The 22,789-nt window shown below is 38.2% G+C and carries 14 protein-coding genes, 1 tRNA gene and 5 pseudogenes; 4 read left to right on the top strand and 16 right to left on the bottom strand.

Translation table 11 applies throughout. The features are described 5' to 3' along the window. Positions 1-53: 53 nt before the first annotated feature. The 5 genes from NBRC111893_RS03440 to gap form a co-directional block, all read right to left on the bottom strand. On the bottom strand, positions 54-1,544 hold the full coding sequence (locus tag NBRC111893_RS03440; RefSeq protein ID WP_125008004.1) for a hypothetical protein: 1,491 nt from the start codon (positions 1,542-1,544) through the stop codon (positions 54-56). 99 nt (positions 1,545-1,643) lie between these two features. Continuing rightward, positions 1,644-2,963, bottom strand: coding sequence for a phosphopyruvate hydratase (gene eno, locus NBRC111893_RS03435; protein WP_125008003.1), 1,320 nt, complete (start codon positions 2,961-2,963; stop codon positions 1,644-1,646). A gap of 105 nt (positions 2,964-3,068) precedes the next feature. Then, positions 3,069-3,827: a triose-phosphate isomerase gene (gene tpiA, locus NBRC111893_RS03430; protein ID WP_125008002.1), complete on the bottom strand. Its 759-nt coding sequence runs from the start codon at positions 3,825-3,827 to the stop codon at positions 3,069-3,071. A gap of 131 nt (positions 3,828-3,958) precedes the next feature. Continuing rightward, positions 3,959-5,173, bottom strand: a complete 1,215-nt coding sequence (locus NBRC111893_RS03425) for a phosphoglycerate kinase (RefSeq protein ID WP_125008001.1) — start codon at positions 5,171-5,173, stop codon at positions 3,959-3,961. 91 nt (positions 5,174-5,264) lie between these two features. Further along, on the bottom strand, positions 5,265-6,275 hold the full coding sequence (gene gap, locus NBRC111893_RS03420) for a type I glyceraldehyde-3-phosphate dehydrogenase (RefSeq protein WP_125008000.1): 1,011 nt from the start codon (positions 6,273-6,275) through the stop codon (positions 5,265-5,267). A 297-nt stretch (positions 6,276-6,572) separates the two neighbouring features. On the opposite strand from gap, the gene NBRC111893_RS03415 reads away from it, so the two are divergent. From NBRC111893_RS03415 to NBRC111893_RS03405, 3 genes and pseudogenes are all read left to right on the top strand, one after another. Beyond that, positions 6,573-6,644 (top strand) — tRNA-Arg (locus tag NBRC111893_RS03415). Positions 6,645-7,454: 810 nt separating this feature from the next. Further along, positions 7,455-8,755 (top strand): annotated as a pseudogene (locus NBRC111893_RS03410) (Y-family DNA polymerase). Further along, complete coding sequence (locus NBRC111893_RS03405; RefSeq protein ID WP_125007998.1) at positions 8,733-9,131, top strand: hypothetical protein; 399 nt, start codon at positions 8,733-8,735, stop codon at positions 9,129-9,131. The pseudogene NBRC111893_RS03410 and the gene NBRC111893_RS03405 overlap by 23 nt, the downstream one beginning before the upstream one ends. 36 nt (positions 9,132-9,167) lie before the next feature. Here NBRC111893_RS03405 and NBRC111893_RS11100 read toward each other — a convergent pair whose 3' ends face one another. Then, complete coding sequence (locus NBRC111893_RS11100) at positions 9,168-9,716, bottom strand: VOC family protein (protein ID WP_225417537.1); 549 nt, start codon at positions 9,714-9,716, stop codon at positions 9,168-9,170. 80 nt (positions 9,717-9,796) lie between these two features. Then, positions 9,797-10,075: a VOC family protein gene (locus NBRC111893_RS11095; RefSeq protein ID WP_225417536.1), complete on the bottom strand. Its 279-nt coding sequence runs from the start codon at positions 10,073-10,075 to the stop codon at positions 9,797-9,799. 207 nt (positions 10,076-10,282) lie between these two features. Here NBRC111893_RS11095 and clpP point away from each other — a divergent pair, with 207 nt between their 5' ends. Further along, complete coding sequence (clpP, locus tag NBRC111893_RS03395; RefSeq protein ID WP_125007997.1) at positions 10,283-10,876, top strand: ATP-dependent Clp endopeptidase proteolytic subunit ClpP; 594 nt, start codon at positions 10,283-10,285, stop codon at positions 10,874-10,876. A 75-nt stretch (positions 10,877-10,951) separates the two neighbouring features. Here the strand turns inward: clpP and whiA are convergent, their stop codons facing one another. The 9 genes and pseudogenes from whiA to lgt form a co-directional block, all read right to left on the bottom strand. After that, on the bottom strand, positions 10,952-11,893 hold the full coding sequence (gene whiA / locus NBRC111893_RS03390) for a DNA-binding protein WhiA (protein ID WP_125007996.1): 942 nt from the start codon (positions 11,891-11,893) through the stop codon (positions 10,952-10,954). 21 nt (positions 11,894-11,914) lie between these two features. Next, positions 11,915-12,910: a gluconeogenesis morphogenetic factor MgfK gene (mgfK, locus tag NBRC111893_RS03385; RefSeq protein WP_125007995.1), complete on the bottom strand. Its 996-nt coding sequence runs from the start codon at positions 12,908-12,910 to the stop codon at positions 11,915-11,917. Then, on the bottom strand, positions 12,910-13,791 hold the full coding sequence (gene rapZ / locus NBRC111893_RS03380; protein WP_125007994.1) for an RNase adapter RapZ: 882 nt from the start codon (positions 13,789-13,791) through the stop codon (positions 12,910-12,912). The genes mgfK and rapZ overlap by 1 nt, the downstream gene beginning before the upstream one ends. Positions 13,792-13,947: 156 nt before the next feature. Continuing rightward, positions 13,948-16,803: pseudogene (uvrA, locus tag NBRC111893_RS03375) on the bottom strand (excinuclease ABC subunit UvrA). 12 nt (positions 16,804-16,815) lie between these two features. Further along, positions 16,816-18,817: pseudogene (gene uvrB, locus NBRC111893_RS03370) on the bottom strand (excinuclease ABC subunit UvrB). 160 nt (positions 18,818-18,977) lie between these two features. Continuing rightward, positions 18,978-19,873 (bottom strand): annotated as a pseudogene (gene trxB / locus NBRC111893_RS03365) (thioredoxin-disulfide reductase). Between the two features lie 123 nt (positions 19,874-19,996). After that, positions 19,997-20,897, bottom strand: a pseudogene (gene galU / locus NBRC111893_RS03360) (UTP--glucose-1-phosphate uridylyltransferase GalU). A 21-nt stretch (positions 20,898-20,918) separates the two neighbouring features. Next, a complete protein-coding gene (locus NBRC111893_RS03355) occupies positions 20,919-21,935 on the bottom strand; it encodes an NAD(P)H-dependent glycerol-3-phosphate dehydrogenase (protein WP_125007993.1) in 1,017 nt (338 codons plus the stop codon). Continuing rightward, entirely contained in the window at positions 21,925-22,779 is an 855-nt protein-coding gene (lgt, locus tag NBRC111893_RS03350) for a prolipoprotein diacylglyceryl transferase (RefSeq protein ID WP_125007992.1), read from the bottom strand. The genes NBRC111893_RS03355 and lgt overlap by 11 nt, the downstream gene beginning before the upstream one ends. Between the last annotated feature and the right edge of the window lie 10 nt (positions 22,780-22,789).

The following is a 22,789-nucleotide window of genomic DNA, read 5'->3' as shown; positions in this document are numbered from 1 at the left end:
TAGGTGATTTCTTAACCCTCTCTGTGTTCTTTTTAGCCCTTTTTGTGGTCCGTTTAACTGACTTTTGTCTTTTTCTCCTTTGCTGTTTTTTTGGTATTTAACTTTTGTAATTTTTGATAATGAACTTGATATTCAACTAAATCATCAGCTGACAAAAATTTATCAATCGTTGAATCAAGCGATTTGTATCCAGAAATTTGAACTGGAGTATATTTAAATTTACTTCCAAACACTGAAGTAAATCTCGATTGATATAAGGACTTACCTTGCTCATCTAAAGCTGTTACTAAAATATTAATTGGTTTTGGTACGTAATTTAGTGTTAATTCATTGTTTTTAAACTCGCTACTTAAAATTACATATCCTGGTACATTAAATTCTAAGTGATTACCTTGACTAGTGGAATTAATCACCCGACTAAACAGAATTTTTCCTTGAACGGTCTTACCGGTTACTTGATACTCGGCATTCTTAACGTTTGCTTGACCAACTGGAACCTTATTATTAATAACATCTTTGCTTGAAACGGGATCAACGGATACATTGCTATCTACATTACTGTTAGTTTGCGTTCCTCGATTTTGAGTTGTCCAATCATCAGTTTGATTTGATCCATCAACTGAATTTTTGGTGATTTCTGCTTGATTGGATTCATCCTTGGAATTAATTAAATCCGTTTGCGTCACGGCATCGCCAAGGTTAACGTCGTTGATTTGTGTACCCTCAATAGTAGTTTCAATGGTGGTATCAGCTTGGGTGTCTACATCTTTTAGCTCTGATTCATCAGTTTGCGTAGTAGTCGATTCTCCAGATTTACCTGCATCAACTTGAACCTCTTCACTCTTTGTTTCGTTCGAAATATTCGTTTGGGTTTCTTCGTCCTTATCCTTAGCTGATTGGTAATCATCATTTTCAACTACTGAAGAATCACGATCCGGATTTTCCGGTTTAATATCATCAGACTCATCTTTGTCAGTCACATCATGATCGTCTTTGATGTTTTTATAAACTAACGTTAGTTCAATCTTATCTTCATCAACGTTAGTCGGTAATTTTTCTCGATTAGTTAACGCATACCCATCGATTTGTGTTTCAGGAGGTAAAATTAATTTTCCCTTTACAGATGCCTTAGTTAGCACAATTGGTTTTGCAATTTCATTTCCTGAATCATCAACCAATTTAAGGGTAACGCTAGCCTTGGGCTGCGTTAGATTACGGGGAACAATTACAAATTGACCATCCTTTTTAGTTGCCTTGATTGGATCATCATTAAGTAAAATCCAACCACCGGAATTTTCTGAAGTCGGGATGACCATCCCACCAAGGCGAGTTTTAATCGAACTGTCGTTTAGTACTTGCTTAACAAGTTCCTGCGTTCCGTCTGTATTAACAACAAAGTAACGACTATCCCACCTAACTTGCAAGTTAGATTCGTTATTAGCTTGTGACTCAGAGTAATTCGTATCAGCCAAAATTGGTTGGACATTTGACATGACCAGCGACATCGACATAATTCCAACTGACATTATTGCAAATTTTTTCATTAAAAAACCTCCATTTGTGTATTCAATTGTTAAATACGCAAATGGAGGTGATTTATTTTTTAAATAAAAAAAGCCGTCATAAGACGACTTTTTTTATTATTACTTGTTAAGGATGTTTTGACGTGCATCAGCCTTCAAGTTATAGAAAGCATCGATACCCTTGTATTCAGCAACATCGCCAAGCTGATCTTCAATTCTCATCAATTGGTTGTACTTAGCGATACGTTCGCCACGGCTCATTGAACCAGTCTTGATTTGACCAGCATTCAATGCAACAACTAAGTCAGAGATTGTAGTATCTTCAGTTTCACCTGAACGGTGAGAAATAATAGCAGTGTATCCAGCTTCTTTAGCCATTTCAACAGCGTTAACTGTTTCAGTTAAAGTACCAATTTGGTTAAGCTTGATTAAGATAGCGTTAGCTACGCCACTGTCAATTCCCTTTTTAAGGTAATCAGTGTTAGTAACAAATAAGTCATCACCAACGATTTGAACTTTTTTACCTAGACGTTCAGTAGCCATTTGCCAATCAGCCCATTCGTTTTCGTCCAATGGGTCTTCAATTGAAATAACTGGGTACTTGTCAACGATTTCTTCAAGCAAACCAACGAATTCGTCAGCAGTGTATGACTTGCCGTCACCGACTAAGTCATACTTCTTCGTTTCAGTGTTGTAGAATTCTGATGCAGCACAGTCAAAGGCAATAGCAATATCTTTGCCTGGTTTGTAACCAGCACGAGTAATTGCTTCAACTAAGATTTCAAATGGTTCTTCGTTGTTCTTCAAGTCAGGAGCAAATCCACCTTCATCACCAACAGCAGTTGAGTAACCGCGTTCGTTTAAAAGATTCTTTAAGTTATGGAATGTTTCTGAACTCCAACGGATTGCTTCCTTGATGCTTGGTGCACCAACAGGCATAATCATGAATTCTTGGAAATCAACCTTGTTGTTAGCATGCTTACCACCATTGATAACGTTAAGCATTGGTGTTGGCAAAGTGTGACCATTGAAACCACCAAGGTAGTTGTACAATGGAACTTCAAGTTCGTCAGCAGCAGCACGAGCAGCAGCTAAAGAAACACCCAAGATTGCGTTAGCACCCAATTTACCTTTGTTTGGAGTACCATCTAATTCGATCATTGCTTTATCAATAGCTAATTGATCAGTTACATCGTAACCAACAATTTCCTTAGCGATAATGTTATTTACATTGTCAACGGCTTTTTGAACGCCTTTGCCCATGTAACGGTCCTTATCACCATCACGAAGTTCAACTGCTTCGTGTTCACCAGTAGAAGCACCTGAAGGAACGATTCCGCGACCCATTGCACCTGCTTCAGTATACAATTCAACTTCAACAGTTGGGTTACCACGTGAATCAAGGACTTCACGAGCATAAATATCAGAAATAATTGACATGTTTTTTTCTCTCCTTAACGAAAGTTGTGACCTTTTATACAAGGTTCTACTCAATTCTATTAGTTTATCAACAAAGTTTCAATATAAAAATTCTTAACTATCTCACTATTTTTTAAGAAAGTTGGCTAAATTTAAAAATGACTCCGGTTTCAAGCTAGCACCGCCGGCTAAAACGCCGTCAATGTCATTCTGATCCAAAATATCAGCTGCATTTTCATCATTAACACTACCACCATATAAAACTCGAACATCATTGGCCAGATCGTCAGAATACAAGTCAGCAATTGTTTGCCGAATTAGATAACATCCCTCTTCAGCTTCTGATGCACTAGCGATATTACCGCTTCCAATTGCCCAGCTTGGTTCATAAGCAACAATAATTGAACGAGCCTGTTCTTCAGTGACTCCTTTAAGTGCATTAGTTACTTGGCTAACTACCCAAGAAATTCTGTCTGGAGATTCACGTCGACTCATAGTTTCATCACAACAAACGATTGGGGTCAAACCATTTCGAAAGACTGCATGGACCTTTTTGTTGATAATATCATCAGTTTCTTTGAAATACTTACGGCGTTCTGAATGACCAATGATCACATGCGTGACACCCATTTTGGCTAAAGCTAATGGGCTCGTTTCTCCAGTATAAGCTCCAGTATCTTCATAAAAACAATTTTCTGCAGCAATTATCAGTGGTAAATCATCACTATTTTCAACCATGCTCTCCAAAAAAAGTGGTGATGCCGCAATTGCCGTTTCCGTATCCGAAGGATCTGGCAATTTGCCAGATAATTGATGTAAAAAATCAACTGCTTCTTTGACGGAAAGATTCATTTTCCAATTTCCCGCAATAAACGGTGTTCTCATTACACGATCAGTCCCTTATACATTAGTTACTGCTATTGTACCTAATATTTGCTATCAAAGCCACCAATAAACATATACCAATTTTTTATTTAACAAAAAAAGCTCAGCAAAATTGCTAAGCTTTTCCATGATTATTTGTTGTCAATTGCAGCGATACCAGGAAGTGTCTTACCTTCAAGGTATTCAAGTGAAGCTCCACCACCAGTTGAGATATGTGTCAACTTGTCAGAAACTCCCAATTGCTTAACAGCAGCAGTTGAATCACCACCACCAACAATTGTAGTAGCATCAGTTAAGCTACCAAGGTATTCACCAATTTCAAGGGTTCCCTTAGCAAAGTTAGACATTTCGAATACACCCATAGGTCCATTCCAAACAACTGTCTTAGCATCTTTAAGAACTGCCTTAAATTCTTCAACTGACTTAGGACCAATGTCTAAAGCCATCCAACCATCATCAATATCGCCTTCAACGACTTTGTGATCAGCATCGTTGCTGAAGCTTGTAGCAACAACATTATCAGAAGGGAGAACGATCTTGTCGCCACCCTTTTCTAAGATACTCTTAGCAACATCAATCTTGTCCTCTTCAACAAGTGAGTTACCAATTTTAATACCCTTAGCAGCGTAGAATGTGTAAGTCATTCCACCACCGATAATGATTTTGTCAGCTTTATCAAGTAAGTTATCGATAACACCGATCTTATCAGAAACCTTAGCACCACCCAAAATAGCAACAAATGGACGTTTTGGTGCATTAACAGCTTCACCTAAGAATTGAATTTCTTTTTCCATCAAGAAACCAGCAGCAACTGGTTTTCCTGATTTATGCATTGCTTCAGCAATACCAGCGTTTGAGGCATGTGATCTGTGAGCAGTACCAAAGGCATCGTTTACAAATTCATCACCTAATGAAGCCCAGTATTCACCTAATTTAGGATCGTTACCAGATTCACGCTTTACATATTCACCGTTAACAACATCTTCAAAACGAGTGTTTTCAAATAAAAGAACACTACCGTTGTCCATTTTTGCAATGGCGTCTTCAAGTTGGGCACCCTCGGTAACAGGTACGAAGATAACAGGCTTATTTAACAAGTTTGAAAGTCTTTCAGCAACTGGACGCATTGAAAGATCCTTCTTGTCATCTTCCTTTTTGATACGGCCAAGGTGAGAGAACAAAATTGCCTTTCCACCATGATCTAATACAAAGTTAATTGTTGGTAATGCAGCTTGAATACGGTTATCGTCACCAATAACACCGTCTTTAATTGGAACGTTAAAATCAACCCGCATTAGTACCTTTTTGCCTTCAAGTTCAAGGTCAGAAACTGTAAGTTTTGCCAATTGAGTAACCTCCTGATTTTATAAATTATTTTTGTTAGGTAATAAAAAACGGAGAAGAAGTTCTCCTCCGTTAATATTGTACAACTATTTATTAAAGAGTAGCAAACTTCAATAAAGTACGAACCATGTTACAAGTGAAGCCCCATTCGTTATCGTACCAAGCAACAGTCTTAACTAATTGAGCATCGCCGGCAGTAGTAACTTCTGTTTGAGTTGGGTCAAATACTGAACCGTGATCGTCATCAATAATATCTGATGATACGATTTCATCTTCGTTCCAACCAAATGCAGGGTTATCAACAGTATGCTTCTTAATTGCTTCGTTAACTTCTTCAGCAGTAACCTTTTTGTCAAGGATAGTAGTTAATTCAGTTAATGAACCATCAACAACACCAACACGTTGTGCGTGTCCTTGAAGCTTACCATCAAGTTCTGGAATAACTAAACCGATAGCTTTAGCAGCACCAGTTGAATGAGGAATAGTGTTAGCACTAGCAGTTCTGTTAACACGCTTCTTCTTTGACTTAGGACCATCAAGGATTTGTTGTGAAGCAGTGAAAGCATGAACAGTAGTCATAGTACCAGCTTGAATACCGAATTCTTCGTTCATGAAGTAAGCCATAGGTGCTAAACAGTTAGTGGTACATGAACCAGCAGAAACGATAACGTCATCTGAGTCCAAGATATCCAAGTTAACACCAGGAACAACAGTCTTGATAGGACCAGCAGGAGCTGAAATCAAGACACGTTTTGCACCAGCGTCGATATGTGCTTGTGACTTTTCTTTTGAAGTGTAAAAACCAGTACATTCAAGAACGTAGTCAACACCATCATTCTTAACCCATTGTAGGTCAGCAGCGTTTCTTTCAGCGTAAACAGGAATTTCCTTACCATCAACAACAATACCCTTGTCAGTTGATGAAACTTCGCCGTCAAAACGACCATGAGTTGAGTCATACTTCAAAAGGTATGCCAACATGTCAGGTGTAGTTAAATCGTTGATTGCAACAACTTCAATTTCGTCTGAGTGCAATTCGTGAATACGTTTGAATGCCAAACGACCAATACGGCCAAAACCATTAATACCAATCTTTACAGTCATACTGTATTTTCCTCCTTTAGGAAATCAAGAAAAATTTTAAATATAGTACAATAAATCGTACCACTGTACAAAGTTAATCGTACCACTAAAACAGAACATTGTCAGTACCTCTTTGTGAAAAAAATTCAATTAAAAGGACATCCACAATTTATTCCAATCAACAGTATATCAGACGTTGAATGGAATGCAATGACTTACGATCTTGTAACCGTTTTCACATGAAATTTATTTTTTTTCCGGTTTTTCTTCTTGAGAAATGCATGATTTTTATGTATATTATTAAGTTGTAGTTGCATTGCGCCTGTAGTGTAATGGATCGCACGTAAGATTCCGGTTCTTGAAATGGGGGTTCGATTCCCTCCAGGCGCATAATTATTTAATCGAATTTATTAACGAATGTTGGTAATAGTTGGAAGCGAGGCAAATGCCTCGCTTTTTTGTTATCTAAATTTATAAACTAATTCAACTGCTCAAATAAGTTTAATTGTATGAATGTAGTTATATACTATGCCATACAAAATTTGTTTTTTTCTTCCTATTAATTAATATAATTCTAACTCGCTACCCGCTAAACTATTTTAGTGAATGACTCTGCCACCATCAGACTGGGATTAGTAATAACTTAAACCAGTGTGAATGCTTCTGACCAAGATAGTTATTGTCTTGAAACACCAGCATATACAAAGCTGCTAAATATTATTTAATAGTGACAGTAATTATTTGAATTATATTAAGACTTTAGAATCTGAAAAATTGGCACGATCACAATTAAGATGTTTCCTAAATACGCCTGTTAGTTTGAACATTTATAAGCACAGCATCATCCCGTGATTTGCCAAATCCGAATGAATATAAAATACTATTGGTTCAAGCAATTTTCTTATCAAGCAATAGGCAAACTTAATAATTTTAATTAAATGAAACATATTAATTAAAAAAATTTCATAAGTTTAAGGCACCCACTTAGGTGCCTTTTTATTATGCCCAATCTATAAGATTTCGCACTTACAAAAAACTTATTAGTGCGTCTTGATTTATAAATTATCTATCCTCATCATTTCCTCAATGCCGTCGGATTTTAACTTATGATTACTAATAGTTTAAAATTCTTCTTGCACACACAAACGCATGTTCGTATAATTAAAAATGAAATTAAGAACACGATTGTGAGATGGTGCTATGTATGATTACAGTAAAGAACCTAGAAAGGTCATTTTATGATCGATAGTAAGAGCTTCTATGCAAGTTGTGAATCAGTATCTCTCGATATAAACCCGCTAAAATCAATTTTAATTGTGATGTCACAAGTAGAAAATACCAATGGTGGATTAGTGCTAGCAGCATCCCCCATGGCCAAGAAGCTCTTGAATGTCAAAAATGTCATGCGCAAACGCGACGTGCCAAAGGATCCTCGCTTGATTATCGTTCAACCACGAATGAACTACTATATCAAAGAAAATATTCGTATTAATGATATTTTTAAACAGTACACTCCAAAAGAGGATTGGTGTCCCTACTCAATCGATGAATCATTACTAGATATGACCCATTCCTGGCATTTATACGGAGAAAGTCCTTATGAAGTTGCTAGAAAAATTCAACTTCAAGTTAAGCGAGAAACTGGTATTTATTTAACCGTCGGTATTGGTGATAATCCACTACTTGCAAAGTTAGCCTTAGATTTAGAGGCCAAAAAGAAGCGCTCGTTAATTGGCGAATGGCATTATGAAGACATTCCAGATAAACTTTGGCCGATCACTAATTTATCAGATATTTGGAGTATCGGCCACGCCACCGCTGAAAAACTCCGGCATCTTAATATTCATTCTATGGAAGATCTTGCCCACTATAATCCTTACCTACTCACGGAAAAGATTGGCAAGGTGTCAGGTGGCGAATTATTCGCATTGTCTTGGGGCATCGACCGTTCGATCATCAACCAAAAATATAATGTTAAAGAAAAATCTTATAGCAATTCTCAAGTACTCCCCCGAGACTATCAAATTCGCAGTGAAATTGAATTAGTCATCAAGGAACTGGCTGATCAAGTTGCTTCTCGAATCCGGAAGCATCGAAAAAAAGCTCAAGTAGTTTCTCTATACATTGGTCTATCTTACGCAGAACATGACAAAGGCAATCATGGATTTAATCGGCAGATGAAAATTGAGCCCACCAATAATTCCAAAGAATTAATCGACCACATCATGAACATCTTTCATGAGAATTGGCATGGTGAAGTAGTCCGCAATATAGGTATCACCTACGGTAAACTTATCGCTGATACTTATGATCAACTTGATCTGTTTAAAAGCCCTCAAGAAACTTTTAAATCCAGAAAGATCGATGAAACTATGGATAGTATCAGGAGACACTTTGGCTTTACGAAGCTCGTCAGACTATCTAGCCTCCAAAAAGGTGGCACCGCTATCAAACGAGCTGGCTTAGTTGGTGGCCACAATGGCGGTAATTCATATGAATAGCGATTACCCCGACTATGATCCAGACTTGGTTTCAGAATTCTTTAGTGCCTACCATGACCGGGGTATGATGAAGTGGCAGGGCTTCTATCTTTCAGATCACACTAAGCAACTTGAACAAGAGTATCAGCAAGAAACCATTACTAACTTACGTCAACGAACTGCTGAGATGACCCCTGAAGAAATCGCAACAAATATTGACCAAGCATATACCAAGAATAAATTGGTATCTGTTCAATTAAATGAAACTGATACTGACCGCGCAGTTCCACCAGAAATTATCGGAAAAATTAACGGCCAAGAAAACCAAACAATTGTCATTGGCCAATCACACGTTAAGTTAGAACAGATTCGGAGTTTGGAAATTATTGAGGAATAAAAACAAAAAATCCACCATAACAGGTGATTTTTATAGCTAATTTTTATCCGCGAAGTTTACTCCAGTTTTAGCGTAGTAGTCCATAATTTCTTGACGTTTATCTTCAAATGCTGGTGGTAGTCCAAGCGCACTTCCCATTGTGAGGATTGGTTCATCTAGGCTAAAACCAGGTCCTAACGTAGCTAACTCAATCCGATTATCCCCAGGATCTCGGACATACAGGCTCTTGAACCAACCCCGATCAATATATTCTTCAATGTTTAAGTGCTGTTCCTTAGCAATTTGATAATACTTTTCCAATTCGTCAGTATCGGCTACCGCCAAAGCAAAATGATCAATACTACCACGACCAAAACGAGTTTTATCATCACTGTCAGTAGCAAATAAACGAATACTCTCGTTATCTTCTAATTGAACCTCATTATCATTAGTAACTGACAATCCCAGCCAATCATGGAAAAATGCCGCAGTTTTATCAGGATCAGGAATATGCAATTCAGTGCCCAGTAATCTTGTCACCTGAAACGCAGCTGGAATATTGTTGTCTGGAACTACTTGGTAGCCAACTAACTTTCGATCGGTCACTACTAATTCGATGGCAATACCTTCAGGATCATCAAATGATAATCCTGCTGAAGTTTGTTTAACAGCTAAATTCTCAGCAGTTAGTCGTTCCTGCCAAAGTCGGCACTGCCCATTGGAATAGCGAGTCTAAAACCGTTAAAGAAGTGTTTGGCATCCGTCCGTTGGCCTAACAATGGTAGCGCAAAGAATGTAACCACCGTTCCTGGGGTTCCTAAGTAATCACCATAAAACAAATGACGCACCTTAATATTCTCTTGATTAACCGTATTTTTAATTAATCGTAAACCCATTACGCGAGTATAAAAGTCGATATTTTGCTTAGCATCTTTAGTTAATAACGAAATATGATGACTGTGCATAAATCTTACCTCCCACTGCTATTATTTGTCTCGAGTATACCATTAATGTGGTAAAATCATCCCCGTAAAGCCTTAGTACCATAAGGAATTGTTAGTTAAATTAAATTAGGAGTTAAAGTATTTGACCTTTTTTGACCAATACAGTAAACTATGTATCGTGAACTTGGTAGAGACCATCTATCACAAAAGAAAAAAGGAGGCATTCTCATGAACTTAGTGCCAACCGTTATTGAACAATCATCAAACGGAGAACGTGCATATGATATTTACTCTCGCCTATTAAAAGATAGAATCATCATGCTATCAGGTGAAATTAACGATGATATGGCTAACGCGATCATTGCGCAACTATTATTCTTAGATGCTCAAGACTCTGAAAAAGATATTTACCTTTACATTAACTCACCAGGTGGTGTAATTACATCTGGAATGGCCATCTACGATACTATGAACTTCATCAAAGCTGATGTTCAAACTATCGTTATGGGTATGGCTGCCTCAATGGCATCTGTCTTGGCTTCATCAGGAACTAAGGGCAAACGTTTCGCATTGCCTCATTCTCAAGTTCTTATTCACCAACCATTAGGTGGTGCTCAAGGACAACAGACTGAAATCGAAATTGCTGCTCAAGAAATCCTTAAGTCACGTAAAATGCTTAATGAAATCTTAGCAGAAAACTCTGGCCAACCACTAGAGAAAATCAATCGTGACACTGATCGTGACCATTACTTAACTGCCCAAGAAGCCGTTGATTATGGATTGCTTGATGGTATCATGTCCTCAACTAGTGAAAGAAAATAATTAAGTTAATTATTTAATTTCTAAAAAACAGGTATCACTTAACCTCATTGGGTTAAAGCGATACCTGTTTTTTGTTTAGACTACTTCCTCATCAGATATAAATTTTTCAGCAAATTCATTAATCTTTCTTAGTCGATGATTAACTCCAGACTTGGAAATTGGCCCACCAGGGACCATTTCGCCAAGTTCTTTTAAGCTAACCTCCGGATGTTGCAACCTTGTTTGCGCGATTTGAGCCAGTTTATCTGGTAACTGGTCTAACCCCACACGACTATCAATCAATTTAATATTTTCAATTTGCTTACTGGCCGCGCTAGCGACCTTGTTCATATTGGCATTTTCGCAATTAACTAATCGATTAACTGAGTTTCGCATATCCCTAACGATCCGAATATCTTCAAACTTCAACATTGAGTTAGTTGCGCCGATTAATTGCAAGAAGTCAGCAATCTTTTCAGCTTCCTTGATGTACGTAATATATCCACTCCGTCGCTTCGTCGTTCTGGCTGGCAAATTATACTTCTGCATCATTTCGGCAATCATATCATTATGATTTTCGTATAATGAATAAATCTCTAGGTGATAACGAGAAGTTTCAGGGTTATTAACCGATCCCCCAGCTAAAAAAGCTCCTCGCAAATATGATCTAATTTGAGAATCCTTTGTTAATAATTCAACGGGTACTCGATCAACAAGTTGAACTCCATCAAAGATTTTTAAGTCATCTAACAATTCTGATGCCGACTCATTAACCCGTAAAATATACAAATTATTTTTCTTTAGCTTCATTTGTTTCCGAACACTAAGTTCACCCGTAATGCCGTAAAATTGCGTCAACAATTGATACATTCGGCGAGCAATTGCCGGATTTTCAGACGAAACGTTCAGAACAAAGTGGTGGTTTTTGATTGAAATCGTACCATTCATTCTAATCAAGGCCATCAACTCTGCCTTAGCATTATCGCGATGAACAGTTAACGATGTGAGTTCTTTTTTAACCTCACTAGCATATGACATCCCCATCACTCCCTTCAGTTATTAATCATTCGGTCTCCCGATTAAGTTTATCAATTCATCTGCAACTTCTTGACCGTTATGAAATGCTCCCCGTTCTTTCAACTCCAAAAAGTCAGCTGAAACTACTCGGCATCCCATATCACGAAGTCCTTGAAAATCATGCTTTACAGGCTGAGAAATTTCATTCCATTTTTGATAGTCCATGTATTCTTCGGGGACTTTTTGGTTATTGACCAAGACAGTATTAACAAAATTTTGGCCTAAATGTTTATTTAACACCCGCACATGATCTGCTTCAGTAAAGTTATCAGTTTCGCCTTTTTGCGTCATGATATTACAAATATAAACAACGTCTGCACTTGATTCTATGATTGCCTCGCCAACGTTTTTTATCATTAAATTAGGTAGGATACTAGTAAACAGACTACCTGGCCCTAAGACGATTTGATCAGCCTCCAGAATTGCATCCACAACTTCTTGCACGGCCTCCGGTTCATGATCCCTATCTCTGGTAGTTACCCAAACCCGTTTGATCTGCTTGTCAGCAGCCGTGATTTCTGATTCACCTCGTAACTGTGTTCCATCAGAAAACTCAGCATTTAACTCTAATGGTTCATTAGCAGCAGGATAAATATTTCCATTAACGTGCATTGACTGACTTAAATATTGAACCGCATCAAAAATCCCACCTTCCATTTCGGAAAGCGCCGCAATAATCAAATTACCCAAGGCATGCCCTGCGAAAAATTGATCCTTACTATTGAAACGGTACTGAAAAAGCTCTAATTCGGTCTTGGGTAGTTCAGATAAAGCTGCAATAACATTTCTGATATCTCCAGGTGGCACCACGTTAATATAATCTCTAATAATTCCAGATGAACCACCGTCATCAGCGACTGTAACCACTGCCGTGATATCAACATGTTTATTCTTTAAATTATTGAGGATGACTGGCAAGCCAGTTCCACCACCAATAACAACGACCTTAGGCCGATGACTAATTAATGCATTGTACATCAGTCGGCCCCCTTTTTGATCCGTTCAATATCACGATGAGTAACATTTACCGTGTAGTTTTGACGAAGATCTTTAGCTAACCGTTCAGCAATTGCCACGGATCGATGTTGACCGCCAGTACATCCAATCGCAATAGTTAGGTTAGCTTTACCCTCCTTTTCATAACCTGGTAAAGTAAACGCAATTAAATCATGCAATTTAGTATAGAACTCTTCAGCCCCTGCAGACTTCATCACAAAGTTGCTAACTTCTTTATCTAGCCCTGTCTTATAACGCATATCTGGATCATAGTAAGGATTAGGCAAGAATCTAACATCCATTACAATATCGGCGTCCAGTGGCAATCCATACTTAAAACCAAATGACATGACTTCGATATGAAAGGGAACATTACCGTCATCGATAGCATAACTATGGAAAATCTCTTCCCTAAGCTTTCTTGGCGATAAGCTAGTAGTATCAACCACTAAATCAGCTGCTTCACGAACGCTACTTAACAATGTCCTTTCTTCTTTGATACCATCAATCGTCCGACCATTTCTAGCTAATGGATGAGAACGCCGAGTCTCTTTATATCTTGATACTAATTTAGTGTCTGACGCATCTAAGAAAACTAAATCTACATCATTATTTTTATCATCTTTTAAAGCTTGATTCATTTCTAAAATTTCATCATAAAAAACTTGTGACCGTAAATCGACAACTAATGCAATCCGATCAATATCACGTTCACTACGAATAATATTCATAAATTTAGGTAACAGGGTTGGTGGCATGTTATCAACTACAAAGTAGCCCAAGTCTTCAAAGCTTTGAGCTACAACTGTCTTACCAGCACCACTCATCCCGGTAATAATTACAAATCGATTTTTGACTGCCATAAATGTTTCCTTCCGTATACAAACTTATTAGAGTATAACATACCGGGCGTTCCATTTTAAACTAATTCATCATTAATTGTACAAAACTAAAAAATAAGCTAATAACTACTTATATGGCAGTCATTAGCTTATTTTTTGTTTATTTATTTGTTTATTTTATTTTTTAATTTGTGCTTCTAATTCTAGATCACGTTCCAGAACTGGTTTTAAGTATTGTCCAGTATAACTATTCTGGTCTGCAGCAATTTGTTCTGGCGTTCCGGTTGCGATTACTTGACCGCCACCATCGCCACCTTCAGGACCAAGGTCAATTAATTGATCAGCACTCTTAACCACGTCTAGATTATGTTCAATAATCAATACAGTATTACCTTGATCAACTAGTTGTTGCAGTACTCCTAATAACTTACGAATATCTTCGGTATGCAACCCAGTGGTTGGTTCATCAAGAATATAGAAGTTCTTTCCAGAAGCTTTCTTGTGTAGCTCAGAAGCTAGCTTCATACGTTGAGCTTCCCCGCCTGAAAGTGTCGTTGCAGATTGACCAAGTGGCACATAACCTAAACCAACATCCTTAATAGTTTGAAGCTTTCTTTGAATCTTTGGAATGGAATTAAAGAAATTGAGGGCTTCTTCCACGGTCATATCCAAGACATCAGCAATACTTTTACCCTTATATTCAACTTCAAGGGTTTCAGCGTTGTATCGCTTGCCATGACACACTTCACATGGAACGTACACATCAGGTAAGAAATTCATTTCAATCTTAATGATTCCATCGCCTCGACAAGTCTCACAACGACCACCCTTAACGTTAAAACTAAAGCGACCCTTTTTAAAGCCTCTTAGTTTAGCGTCATTAGTGCTAGCAAACAAATCACGAATATCATCAAATACACCCGTGTAAGTAGCTGGATTACTTCTAGGAGTTCTACCAATGGGTGTCTGATCAATATTAACTATTTTTTCAATATTTTCATAACCTTTAATATCCTTATACGCACCAGGCTTTTCTGAATTACGATTAATCTTTTGAGCTAATGACTTCTTCAAAATATCATTAACTAATGTTGACTTACCAGAACCAGAAACCCCTGTGACTACCACCAACTCGCCAAGCGGAAAATCAACTGTAATATCCTTTAAATTGTTTTCGCTAGCGCCTACCACAGTGATTGAATCACCGTTACCAGTGCGGCGTTCAGTTGGAACTGGAATGAAACGTTTACCAGCTAAATATTGACCAGTAATTGAATTCTTAGAACGTTCAACCTGCTTTGGTGTTCCGGCAGCCATCACTTCACCACCGGCGGCTCCTGCTCCCGGACCAATATCAACAATATAATCGGCTGCCCGCATAGTATCCTCATCATGCTCAACTACAACAAGTGTATTACCTAGATCACGCATGTTTTTGAGTGATTGGATTAACCGATCATTATCTCGTTGATGTAACCCAATTGAGGGTTCATCTAAGATATAAAGGACCCCGGATAAATTAGAACCAATCTGAGTAGCCAATCGAATTCGTTGGGCCTCTCCACCAGAAAGTGTCCGAGCGGATCTTGATAACGTTAAATAATCCAAACCAACATTTTGTAGGAAAGTTAATCGATCACCAATCTCCTTAATGATTGGTTTTGCAATCATCGTACTTTGTTCACCGAACTTAACTTCATTAAAGAAGGTTAATTCTCGACCGACGTTTAATTCAGAAATTTCAGCAATGTTACGACCATCCACTTTAACAGCCAAGGCCTTCCGATTTAGCCGAAGGCCATGACATGTCGCACAGGTTAACTCGGTCATATATGCCCCTAATTGGCCGCGCACAAAATCACTGGAAGTACTGTTATAACGGCGATCAACGTTGTTCACGACTCCTTCAAATGGTCCGTCAACATCACGAATCCCGCCAAAATCACTACTTAGATGAAAATGATAGATCTTAGATTTTTTAGATCCATACAATAACAAATCACGCTCTTTTTTTGTTAGCTTATTGAATGGGGTATTCATATCAATCTTTTCAGCAGCACAAACTTGTTCCAGCATATTTGGGTAATACTTAGAATTGGATGAACTCCAAGGAACCAGTGCTCCTTCATTCAATGTCTTCGTTTGATCGGGAACAATTAGATCAGGATCCACTTCCAACTTCATTCCTAGACCATCACAGTCGGACAAGCCCCTAATGGTGAGTTGAATGAAAATAGCCTAGGCTCTAATTCGCCAACTGTAAATCCACACACTGGACAAGCATAATGTTCCGAAAACATCATTGGATCCCGTTCACCTAAGAAATCAGCAACCGCGTATCCTCCTGATAATCTGAGGGCGGCCTCTAATGAATCTGAAAGACGATTATTAATGCCCTCCTTAACCACGATTCGGTCAATAATGATATTAATATCGTGAGACTTATTCTTATCTAACTCAATGTCGTCATCAATATCATAGTTTTCACCATCAACTTGAACCCGTACGAATCCCTCACGTTTAATTTTTTCAAAGATCTTTTTATGCTCGCCCTTTTTGCCTCGCACAATTGGTGAGAAAATTTGTAACTTAGTTCGCTCAGGTAGCTGCATAATTTGCTGAATCATTTGATCAACTGATTGACTAGAAATTACTGAACCATCATTAGGACAGATTGGTGTTCCAACCCTCGCCCAGAGCAACCGTAAATAATCATTGATTTCTGTAACGGTTCCTACCGTTGATCGGGGATTCTTCGAAGTAGTTTTTGATCAATTGAAATCGCTGGACTAAGTCCTTCAATCGAATCAACATCAGGTTTATCCATTTGGCCTAAGAATTGACGCGCATATGAAGAAAGACTTTCAACATAACGTCGTTGACCTTCAGCATACAAAGTATCAAACGCTAGCGAACTTTACCGGAACCTGACAGTCCAGTCATTACGACTAGCTTATTTTTAGGGATAGACACATCAATGTTCTTTAAGTTGTGGGCCCTAGCCCCACGAATAACTATCTTATCATTGCCAATTTATATCCCTCTTTAATCCATTTCACCCTTGAGTTCCATTACGGTATCTCTTAGAGTTGCGGCTTGCTCAAAATCTAATGACTTAGCTGCTGCCCGCATTTCATCCTCAAGTCGAGCAATCATTGCTTTTTGATCCTTAGGAGACATTTGTTGGAAATCACTTTCGACAAAGTCATCCTTTTCACCGCTATCATCTGTTTTAACAGTTGATGTGATCAGGCCACGGATTTCTTTCTTAATTGTATGGGGTGTGATGCCATGTTCTTCATTATATTTTATTTGAATATCTCGACGACGCTGAGTTTCATCGATTGCAGCCTTCATTGAATCGGTAATTCTATCAGCATACATCACTACTGCTCCATGCTCATTTCGAGAAGCCCGACCAATCGTTTGAATTAATGACCGTTCGTTACGGAGGAATCCTTCCTTGTCAGCATCTAAAATTGCTACCAAAGACACCTCTGGAACATCGATTCCTTCACGCAATAGGTTGATTCCGACCAACACATCAAACTTACCTAATCGTAAGTCACGAATAATTTGTGTCCGCTCTAACGTCTTAATATCAGAGTGCAGATACTTAACTTTAATTCCCAAATCCTTTAAATAATCAGTTAAATCTTCAGCCATCTTTTCGTCAACGTTGTCACAAAGACTCGTTCTTTACGCTCAATTCGTTTATTAATTTCACCAACTAAATCATCCATCTGCCCCATAATTGGACGCACATCAATGGTGGGATCTAACAATCCAGTTGGACGAATAATTTGTTGAACCACCTTGTCAGTTTGTTCCATTTCATAAGGTCCGGGAGTGGCTGACATATAGACAACTTGATTGACATGTTTTTCAAATTCGTCGAGTTGAAGTGGCCGGTTATCCAAAGCAGATGGCAATCTAAATCCATAATCAATTAATTGTTGTTTTCGAGCCCGATCACCGTTATACATTCCTCTAACTTGAGGCATTGTTTGGTGAGATTCATCAACAACTAATAAGAAATCTTTGGGAAAGAAATCTAACAGTGTAAATGGTGGCTCTCCAGGTTTTCTACGATCCATAAATCGAGAATAGTTCTCAATTCCACTCGTATAGCCCATTTCCTTCATCATTTCAATATCATAGGTTGTCCGTTGCTTTAATCGTTGAGCTTCTAGTAATTTGCCTTCAGCCTCAAATTGTTTTACTCGCTCATCAAGTTCTTCTTTAATTTCTGGTAAAGCCTGATTCATAATATCGTCATTTGTCAAAAAATGGGTTGCCGGGAAAATTGCCACGTGTTCCCGATCACCAACCACTTCGCCAGTTAAAGTATCAACTTCACGAATTCGATCAATTTCGTCACCAAAAATTCGATTCTTAGTGCATGATCATCACGAGAAGCTGGGAATACTTCCACTATATCGCCATGAACTCTAAAACGTCCCCGCTGAAAATCAATATCGTTGCGATCAAATTGAATTGAAACTAATTGCCTAAGTAGTGCGTCACGTTCCAATGTTTGGCCAACACGCAAAGAAACTACTTGATCACTATACTCTTTAGGACTTCCTAGGCCAAAAATAGATGATACTGAAGCCACAACAATTACATCATTTCGTTCAAGTAATGAACTAGTTGCAGAATGTCGTAGTTTATCAATTTCATCATTAATGGCTGAATCTTTTTCAATATAGGTATCACTTGATGGCACATATGCTTCTGGCTGATAATAATCATAGTAGCTAACAAAGTATTCAACCGCGTTATTCGGAAAGAATTCTTTAAACTCACTATACAGTTGACCAGCAAGCGTCTTGTTGTGGGATAACACTAGGGTTGGTTTGTTAACTTGGGAAATTACGTTTGAGATGGTAAAGGTCTTTCCAGTCCCCGTGGCCCCCATTAATATTTGTGCTTTTTCACCACTCTCTACACCTGCAACCAATTCTTTAATTGCAGCTGGCTGGTCTCCAGTTGGTTTGTATTGGGATACCAAATCAAACTTGTTGTCTTCTTTTCTTTCGATCAAACTACATTCCTCCAATCAAACTAACCCAGTTTATTTATTAATATAATAACGCAAATAAAAAGGCTGCAGCAAAACTATGTTTTGTGTCAGCCTCACTAACAAAGTATTTTACCATACGAACATACTTCGCCAATTTATTCGGTTATCTTTTTCTAAAACCTTAGTCAGTAACTGGAGCTTTAGAGCTTAACGCTTCAATATATTTAAAAGCTTGTTGGCCAGCAATCCCACCTTCACCAACGGCAGTGGTGATTTGGCGAAGATCCTTTTGACGAACATCACCAATGGCATAAATTCCTGGAACTGAGGTTTCCATTTGATCATTAGTTACAATCCAACCGGATTCATCAGTAATATTCAAGTTTTTAAATGGTTCAGTCATTGGTAGTAATCCAACATAGATAAAGACTCCTGAAGTTTCAACAACGGATTCTTCATTGGTTTCATTGTTTTTAACCTTAACGCCAGTAACTTTATTGCCATCACCGAGTACTTCGATCACGTTGGTATTCCAAACAAAATCCATCTTATCGTTCTTAAATGCGCGATCTTGAATAATCTTTGAGCGCGCAATGTATCACGACGATGAATAACCTTAACATTATTTACAATTCCTGAAAGGTATGACCCCTCTTCAATGGCGGAATCACCACCACCAACAACGACCACGTCTTTATTTCTAAAGAACGCACCGTCACAGACGGCACAGTAAGAAACACCCTTGCCACCATATTCTTTTTCGCCGGGAATCCCCAACTTCTTGTATTCAGATCCAGTAGCAATAACCACTACCTTAGCTTCAATTTCTTCACTATCAGTTTTAATTGTTTTGGTATCACCATTATCAACAATTTCTTCAACAGCACCATAAACGTACTCGGCACCAAAATTGATTGAACCATCATACATTTGTTGAGCCAAATCGGGACCCATCACTGATTTAAAGCCAGGATAGTTCTCAATTTCAGCAGTATTGTTCATTTGGCCACCATAAATTCCTCTATCGATCATTGCGACAGACAAATTAGCTCTGGAAGCATACAGAGCAGCAGTCATCCCACCTGGTCCGGCACCAATTACTACTACATCATAACTTTGGTCATAACGGATCCTCCTTAAAATTCTTCTGCAACATAATTTACTATCAAAAGATAAGTATGTAAAGCAAATTGTTTTTAATTATTTTTTATCTGCTTCATTTTCTTCACTCAAAGACTTACCCAAATCAATTAGATAGTTACGTAATCCAGTTGAGATTTCAGGATGTCGTAAACCAAAAGTAATATTAGTCTTTAGCCAACTTAATTTATTCCCCGTATCAAAACGTTCGCCTTTAAACTCATGGGCAAAAACTCGCTGGGTTTGATTTAATTCATCAATGGCTGAAGTTAATTGAACTTCACCAGAAGCATCTGGTTTAGTATGTTCAAGAATGCCAAAAATTTCTGGCGTAAATAAATACCGACCAATGATGGCTAAATCAGAAGGTGCTTCTTCAGGTTTTGGCTTTTCCACAAACTTCTTAACGTTAAATAGACCCTGAGTTACCTCTTCAGAAGGATCAATGACCCCATACTTAGAAATATCTTTATGTGCAACCCGCTTAACTGCCAAGTTGAAGCTCCAGTAGTTTTATAACTATCCATCAATTGCTTAGTCAATGGTTCTTCATCCTGCATGACATCATCACCCAACATCACCACAAATGGCTCGTTACCAATAAAACTACGAGCAGTATAAACGGCGTCGCCTAATCCACGAGGATGAGACTGCCGAATAAAGTAAATATTCATATCATTAGTTTTACGAATGGTTTCTAAAATATCATCTTTATGCTTTTGTTCTAAGTTTTGTTCAAGTTCGGGATTCGAATCAAATGATCTTCAATCGAACGCTTTCCTTTACCAATTACAATTACAATATCCTTAATTCCAGACTTTTTCGCTTCTTCAACGATGAATTGAATCGTTGGGGTATCAACAATTGGTAACATTTCCTTTGGTAAGGCTTTGGTTTCAGGCAAGAATCTAGTTCCTAGCCCTGCCGCCGGAATAACAGCTTTAGTAACTTTTTTTGGCATTATTTTCGTCTCCAAATTCTCCTATGAAAGCTCTGAACGGCCTTCACGAGTCATTAATTGATTGATTGTTGTCTTAATGTCAGCACCATCATATAGCACGTGATAAATGGCACTCGTAATTGGCATATCAACCCCACGCTTCTTGGATAGCTCGTAGGCTGCTTTAGTAGTTGAAATTCCTTCAATTACCATTCCCATATTTTTAACCACTTCATCAAGCGATTTACCTTGACCTAATTCATTACCAGCCCGCCAATTTCTTGAATTAGTACTGGTTCCAGTAACGATAATATCACCTACACCAGATAGACCAATGAAGGTCAATGGATTAGCACCAAATGAAGTGCCTAACCGAGAAATCTCTGCTAATCCTCGAGTCATCAAAGCTGCCTTAGCATTATCTTTATAACCAAGGCCATTTAAGGCCCCGGCTCCTAAGGCAATAATATTTTTAAGGGCCGCCCCAATCTCGACGCCGATGACGTCGTCACTTGTATAAACCCGGAAATAACTGTTCATAAACAAATTTTGAACTCGTTCAGCATCACCTAAATTACGGCTAGCCACTGTCACTAACGTAATGTCTTTTTTAATCGCATCTTCAGCGTGGCTAGGGCCAGAAATAACTGAAATTGATTTCCGATTTTCTGGTTTGATTTCTTGAGCAAGCACTTCAGATAACCGCATATATGTGCCTTCCTCAATTCCTTTTGAAGCATGAATCAAGTCAACTTTTTGGTTATTTTGAATTAAAATTTCTGATACTTGCTTAGCAACCGATCTTGTCACTTGAGTTGGGACAACAAATAAAATATATTCAACATCCTTAATTGCCTCAGCTAAATCATTATAGGCAACCAATGTATCGGAAAAAGTGTGGTCCTTGATATAGTGAGGATTAGTGTGTGTTGAATTAAATAATTCAACTTGTTCCTTATTGTATGACCATAGCTTAACATCATTGCCATTTTCATCCAGCACACTAGCTAACACACTACCCCAGGATCCAGCACCTAAAACTGCGATTTTACTTGTCATTAGATTTCTCCTTTAATCTTCTGCTTCGAGTTATCTTCAACATACCACACATCATTATTTTTCGGCGCCGCACAACTAAAGTAATCAGCGCGCCAACGAACAATCCGATTGAAAGAATTTGAGAAACTCTTAAAGGTCCCCAATAAAGGCTATCTGTTCTCATTCCTTCTATAAAGAATCTTCCAAACGAATACCACATTACATAAGTTAAGAAAATCTCGCCTCGTTTAAATAATTGAGGATTGTGCCGAAGTGAGATCAACAATAAGAAACCGAGAAAACTCCACATTGACTCATATAAAAAAGTGGGTTGCCGATATGCGCCAGAGATATACATCTGGTTAATAATAAACTTTGGTAAGTGCAATCCCTGTAAAAACGACAATGATGTAACTTTACCAAAAGCTTCCTGGTTCATAAAATTACCCCAACGGCCAATTGCTTGAGCCATAATTACCGTTGGTGCTGCAACATCAAGCATCTTCCAAACTGGAATGAAGCGACTGCGACAAAACAGAATTACCACAATAATCGCCCCGATTAGTGAGCCATAAATGGCAATGCCGCCATCCCAGATTTTAATAATTTCACCTGGATTATCCTTGTAGTAACTCCATTGGAAAATAACGTAATATGCTCGAGCACAAATTAATGCCGCCGGTAATGCCCATAGAATCATATCATAAATATCGTCATCCTTGATTCCCTGTCGATTGCCTTCTGCCACTGCTAAAGCCACTGCTAAAATTACACCAGTTGCAATAATAATCCCATACCAGTGGACCTCAATTGGACCTAGATTAAAGGCAATTGGATTCAAAGCCAGTAACACCGAATTTTTCAAAATTAAAACT

It is taken from the genome of Lentilactobacillus kosonis (genome assembly GCF_003864335.1).
Taxonomy (GTDB): domain Bacteria; phylum Bacillota; class Bacilli; order Lactobacillales; family Lactobacillaceae; genus Lentilactobacillus; species Lentilactobacillus kosonis.
The sequence above is the reverse complement of the archived record's forward strand: the minus strand, read 5'-3'. Positions and strand labels throughout refer to the sequence as shown.

Bases quoted from the DNA above. Each gene is read 5' to 3' on its own strand.
- NBRC111893_RS03440 (WP_125008004.1), bottom strand. From the start codon at position 1,544: ATGAAAAAATTTGCAATAATGTCAGTTGGAATTATGTCGATGTCGCTG.
- eno (WP_125008003.1), bottom strand. From the start codon at position 2,963: ATGTCAATTATTTCTGATATTTATGCTCGTGAAGTCCTTGATTCACGT.
- tpiA (WP_125008002.1), bottom strand. From the start codon at position 3,827: ATGAGAACACCGTTTATTGCGGGAAATTGGAAAATGAATCTTTCCGTC.
- gap (WP_125008000.1), bottom strand. From the start codon at position 6,275: ATGACTGTAAAGATTGGTATTAATGGTTTTGGCCGTATTGGTCGTTTG.
- NBRC111893_RS03405 (WP_125007998.1), top strand. From the start codon at position 8,733: ATGGCGGTAATTCATATGAATAGCGATTACCCCGACTATGATCCAGAC.
- NBRC111893_RS11095 (WP_225417536.1), bottom strand. From the start codon at position 10,075: ATGCACAGTCATCATATTTCGTTATTAACTAAAGATGCTAAGCAAAAT.
- clpP (WP_125007997.1), top strand. From the start codon at position 10,283: ATGAACTTAGTGCCAACCGTTATTGAACAATCATCAAACGGAGAACGT.
- whiA (WP_125007996.1), bottom strand. From the start codon at position 11,893: ATGTCATATGCTAGTGAGGTTAAAAAAGAACTCACATCGTTAACTGTT.
- mgfK (WP_125007995.1), bottom strand. From the start codon at position 12,910: ATGTACAATGCATTAATTAGTCATCGGCCTAAGGTCGTTGTTATTGGT.
- rapZ (WP_125007994.1), bottom strand. From the start codon at position 13,791: ATGGCAGTCAAAAATCGATTTGTAATTATTACCGGGATGAGTGGTGCT.
- NBRC111893_RS03355 (WP_125007993.1), bottom strand. From the start codon at position 21,935: ATGACAAGTAAAATCGCAGTTTTAGGTGCTGGATCCTGGGGTAGTGTG.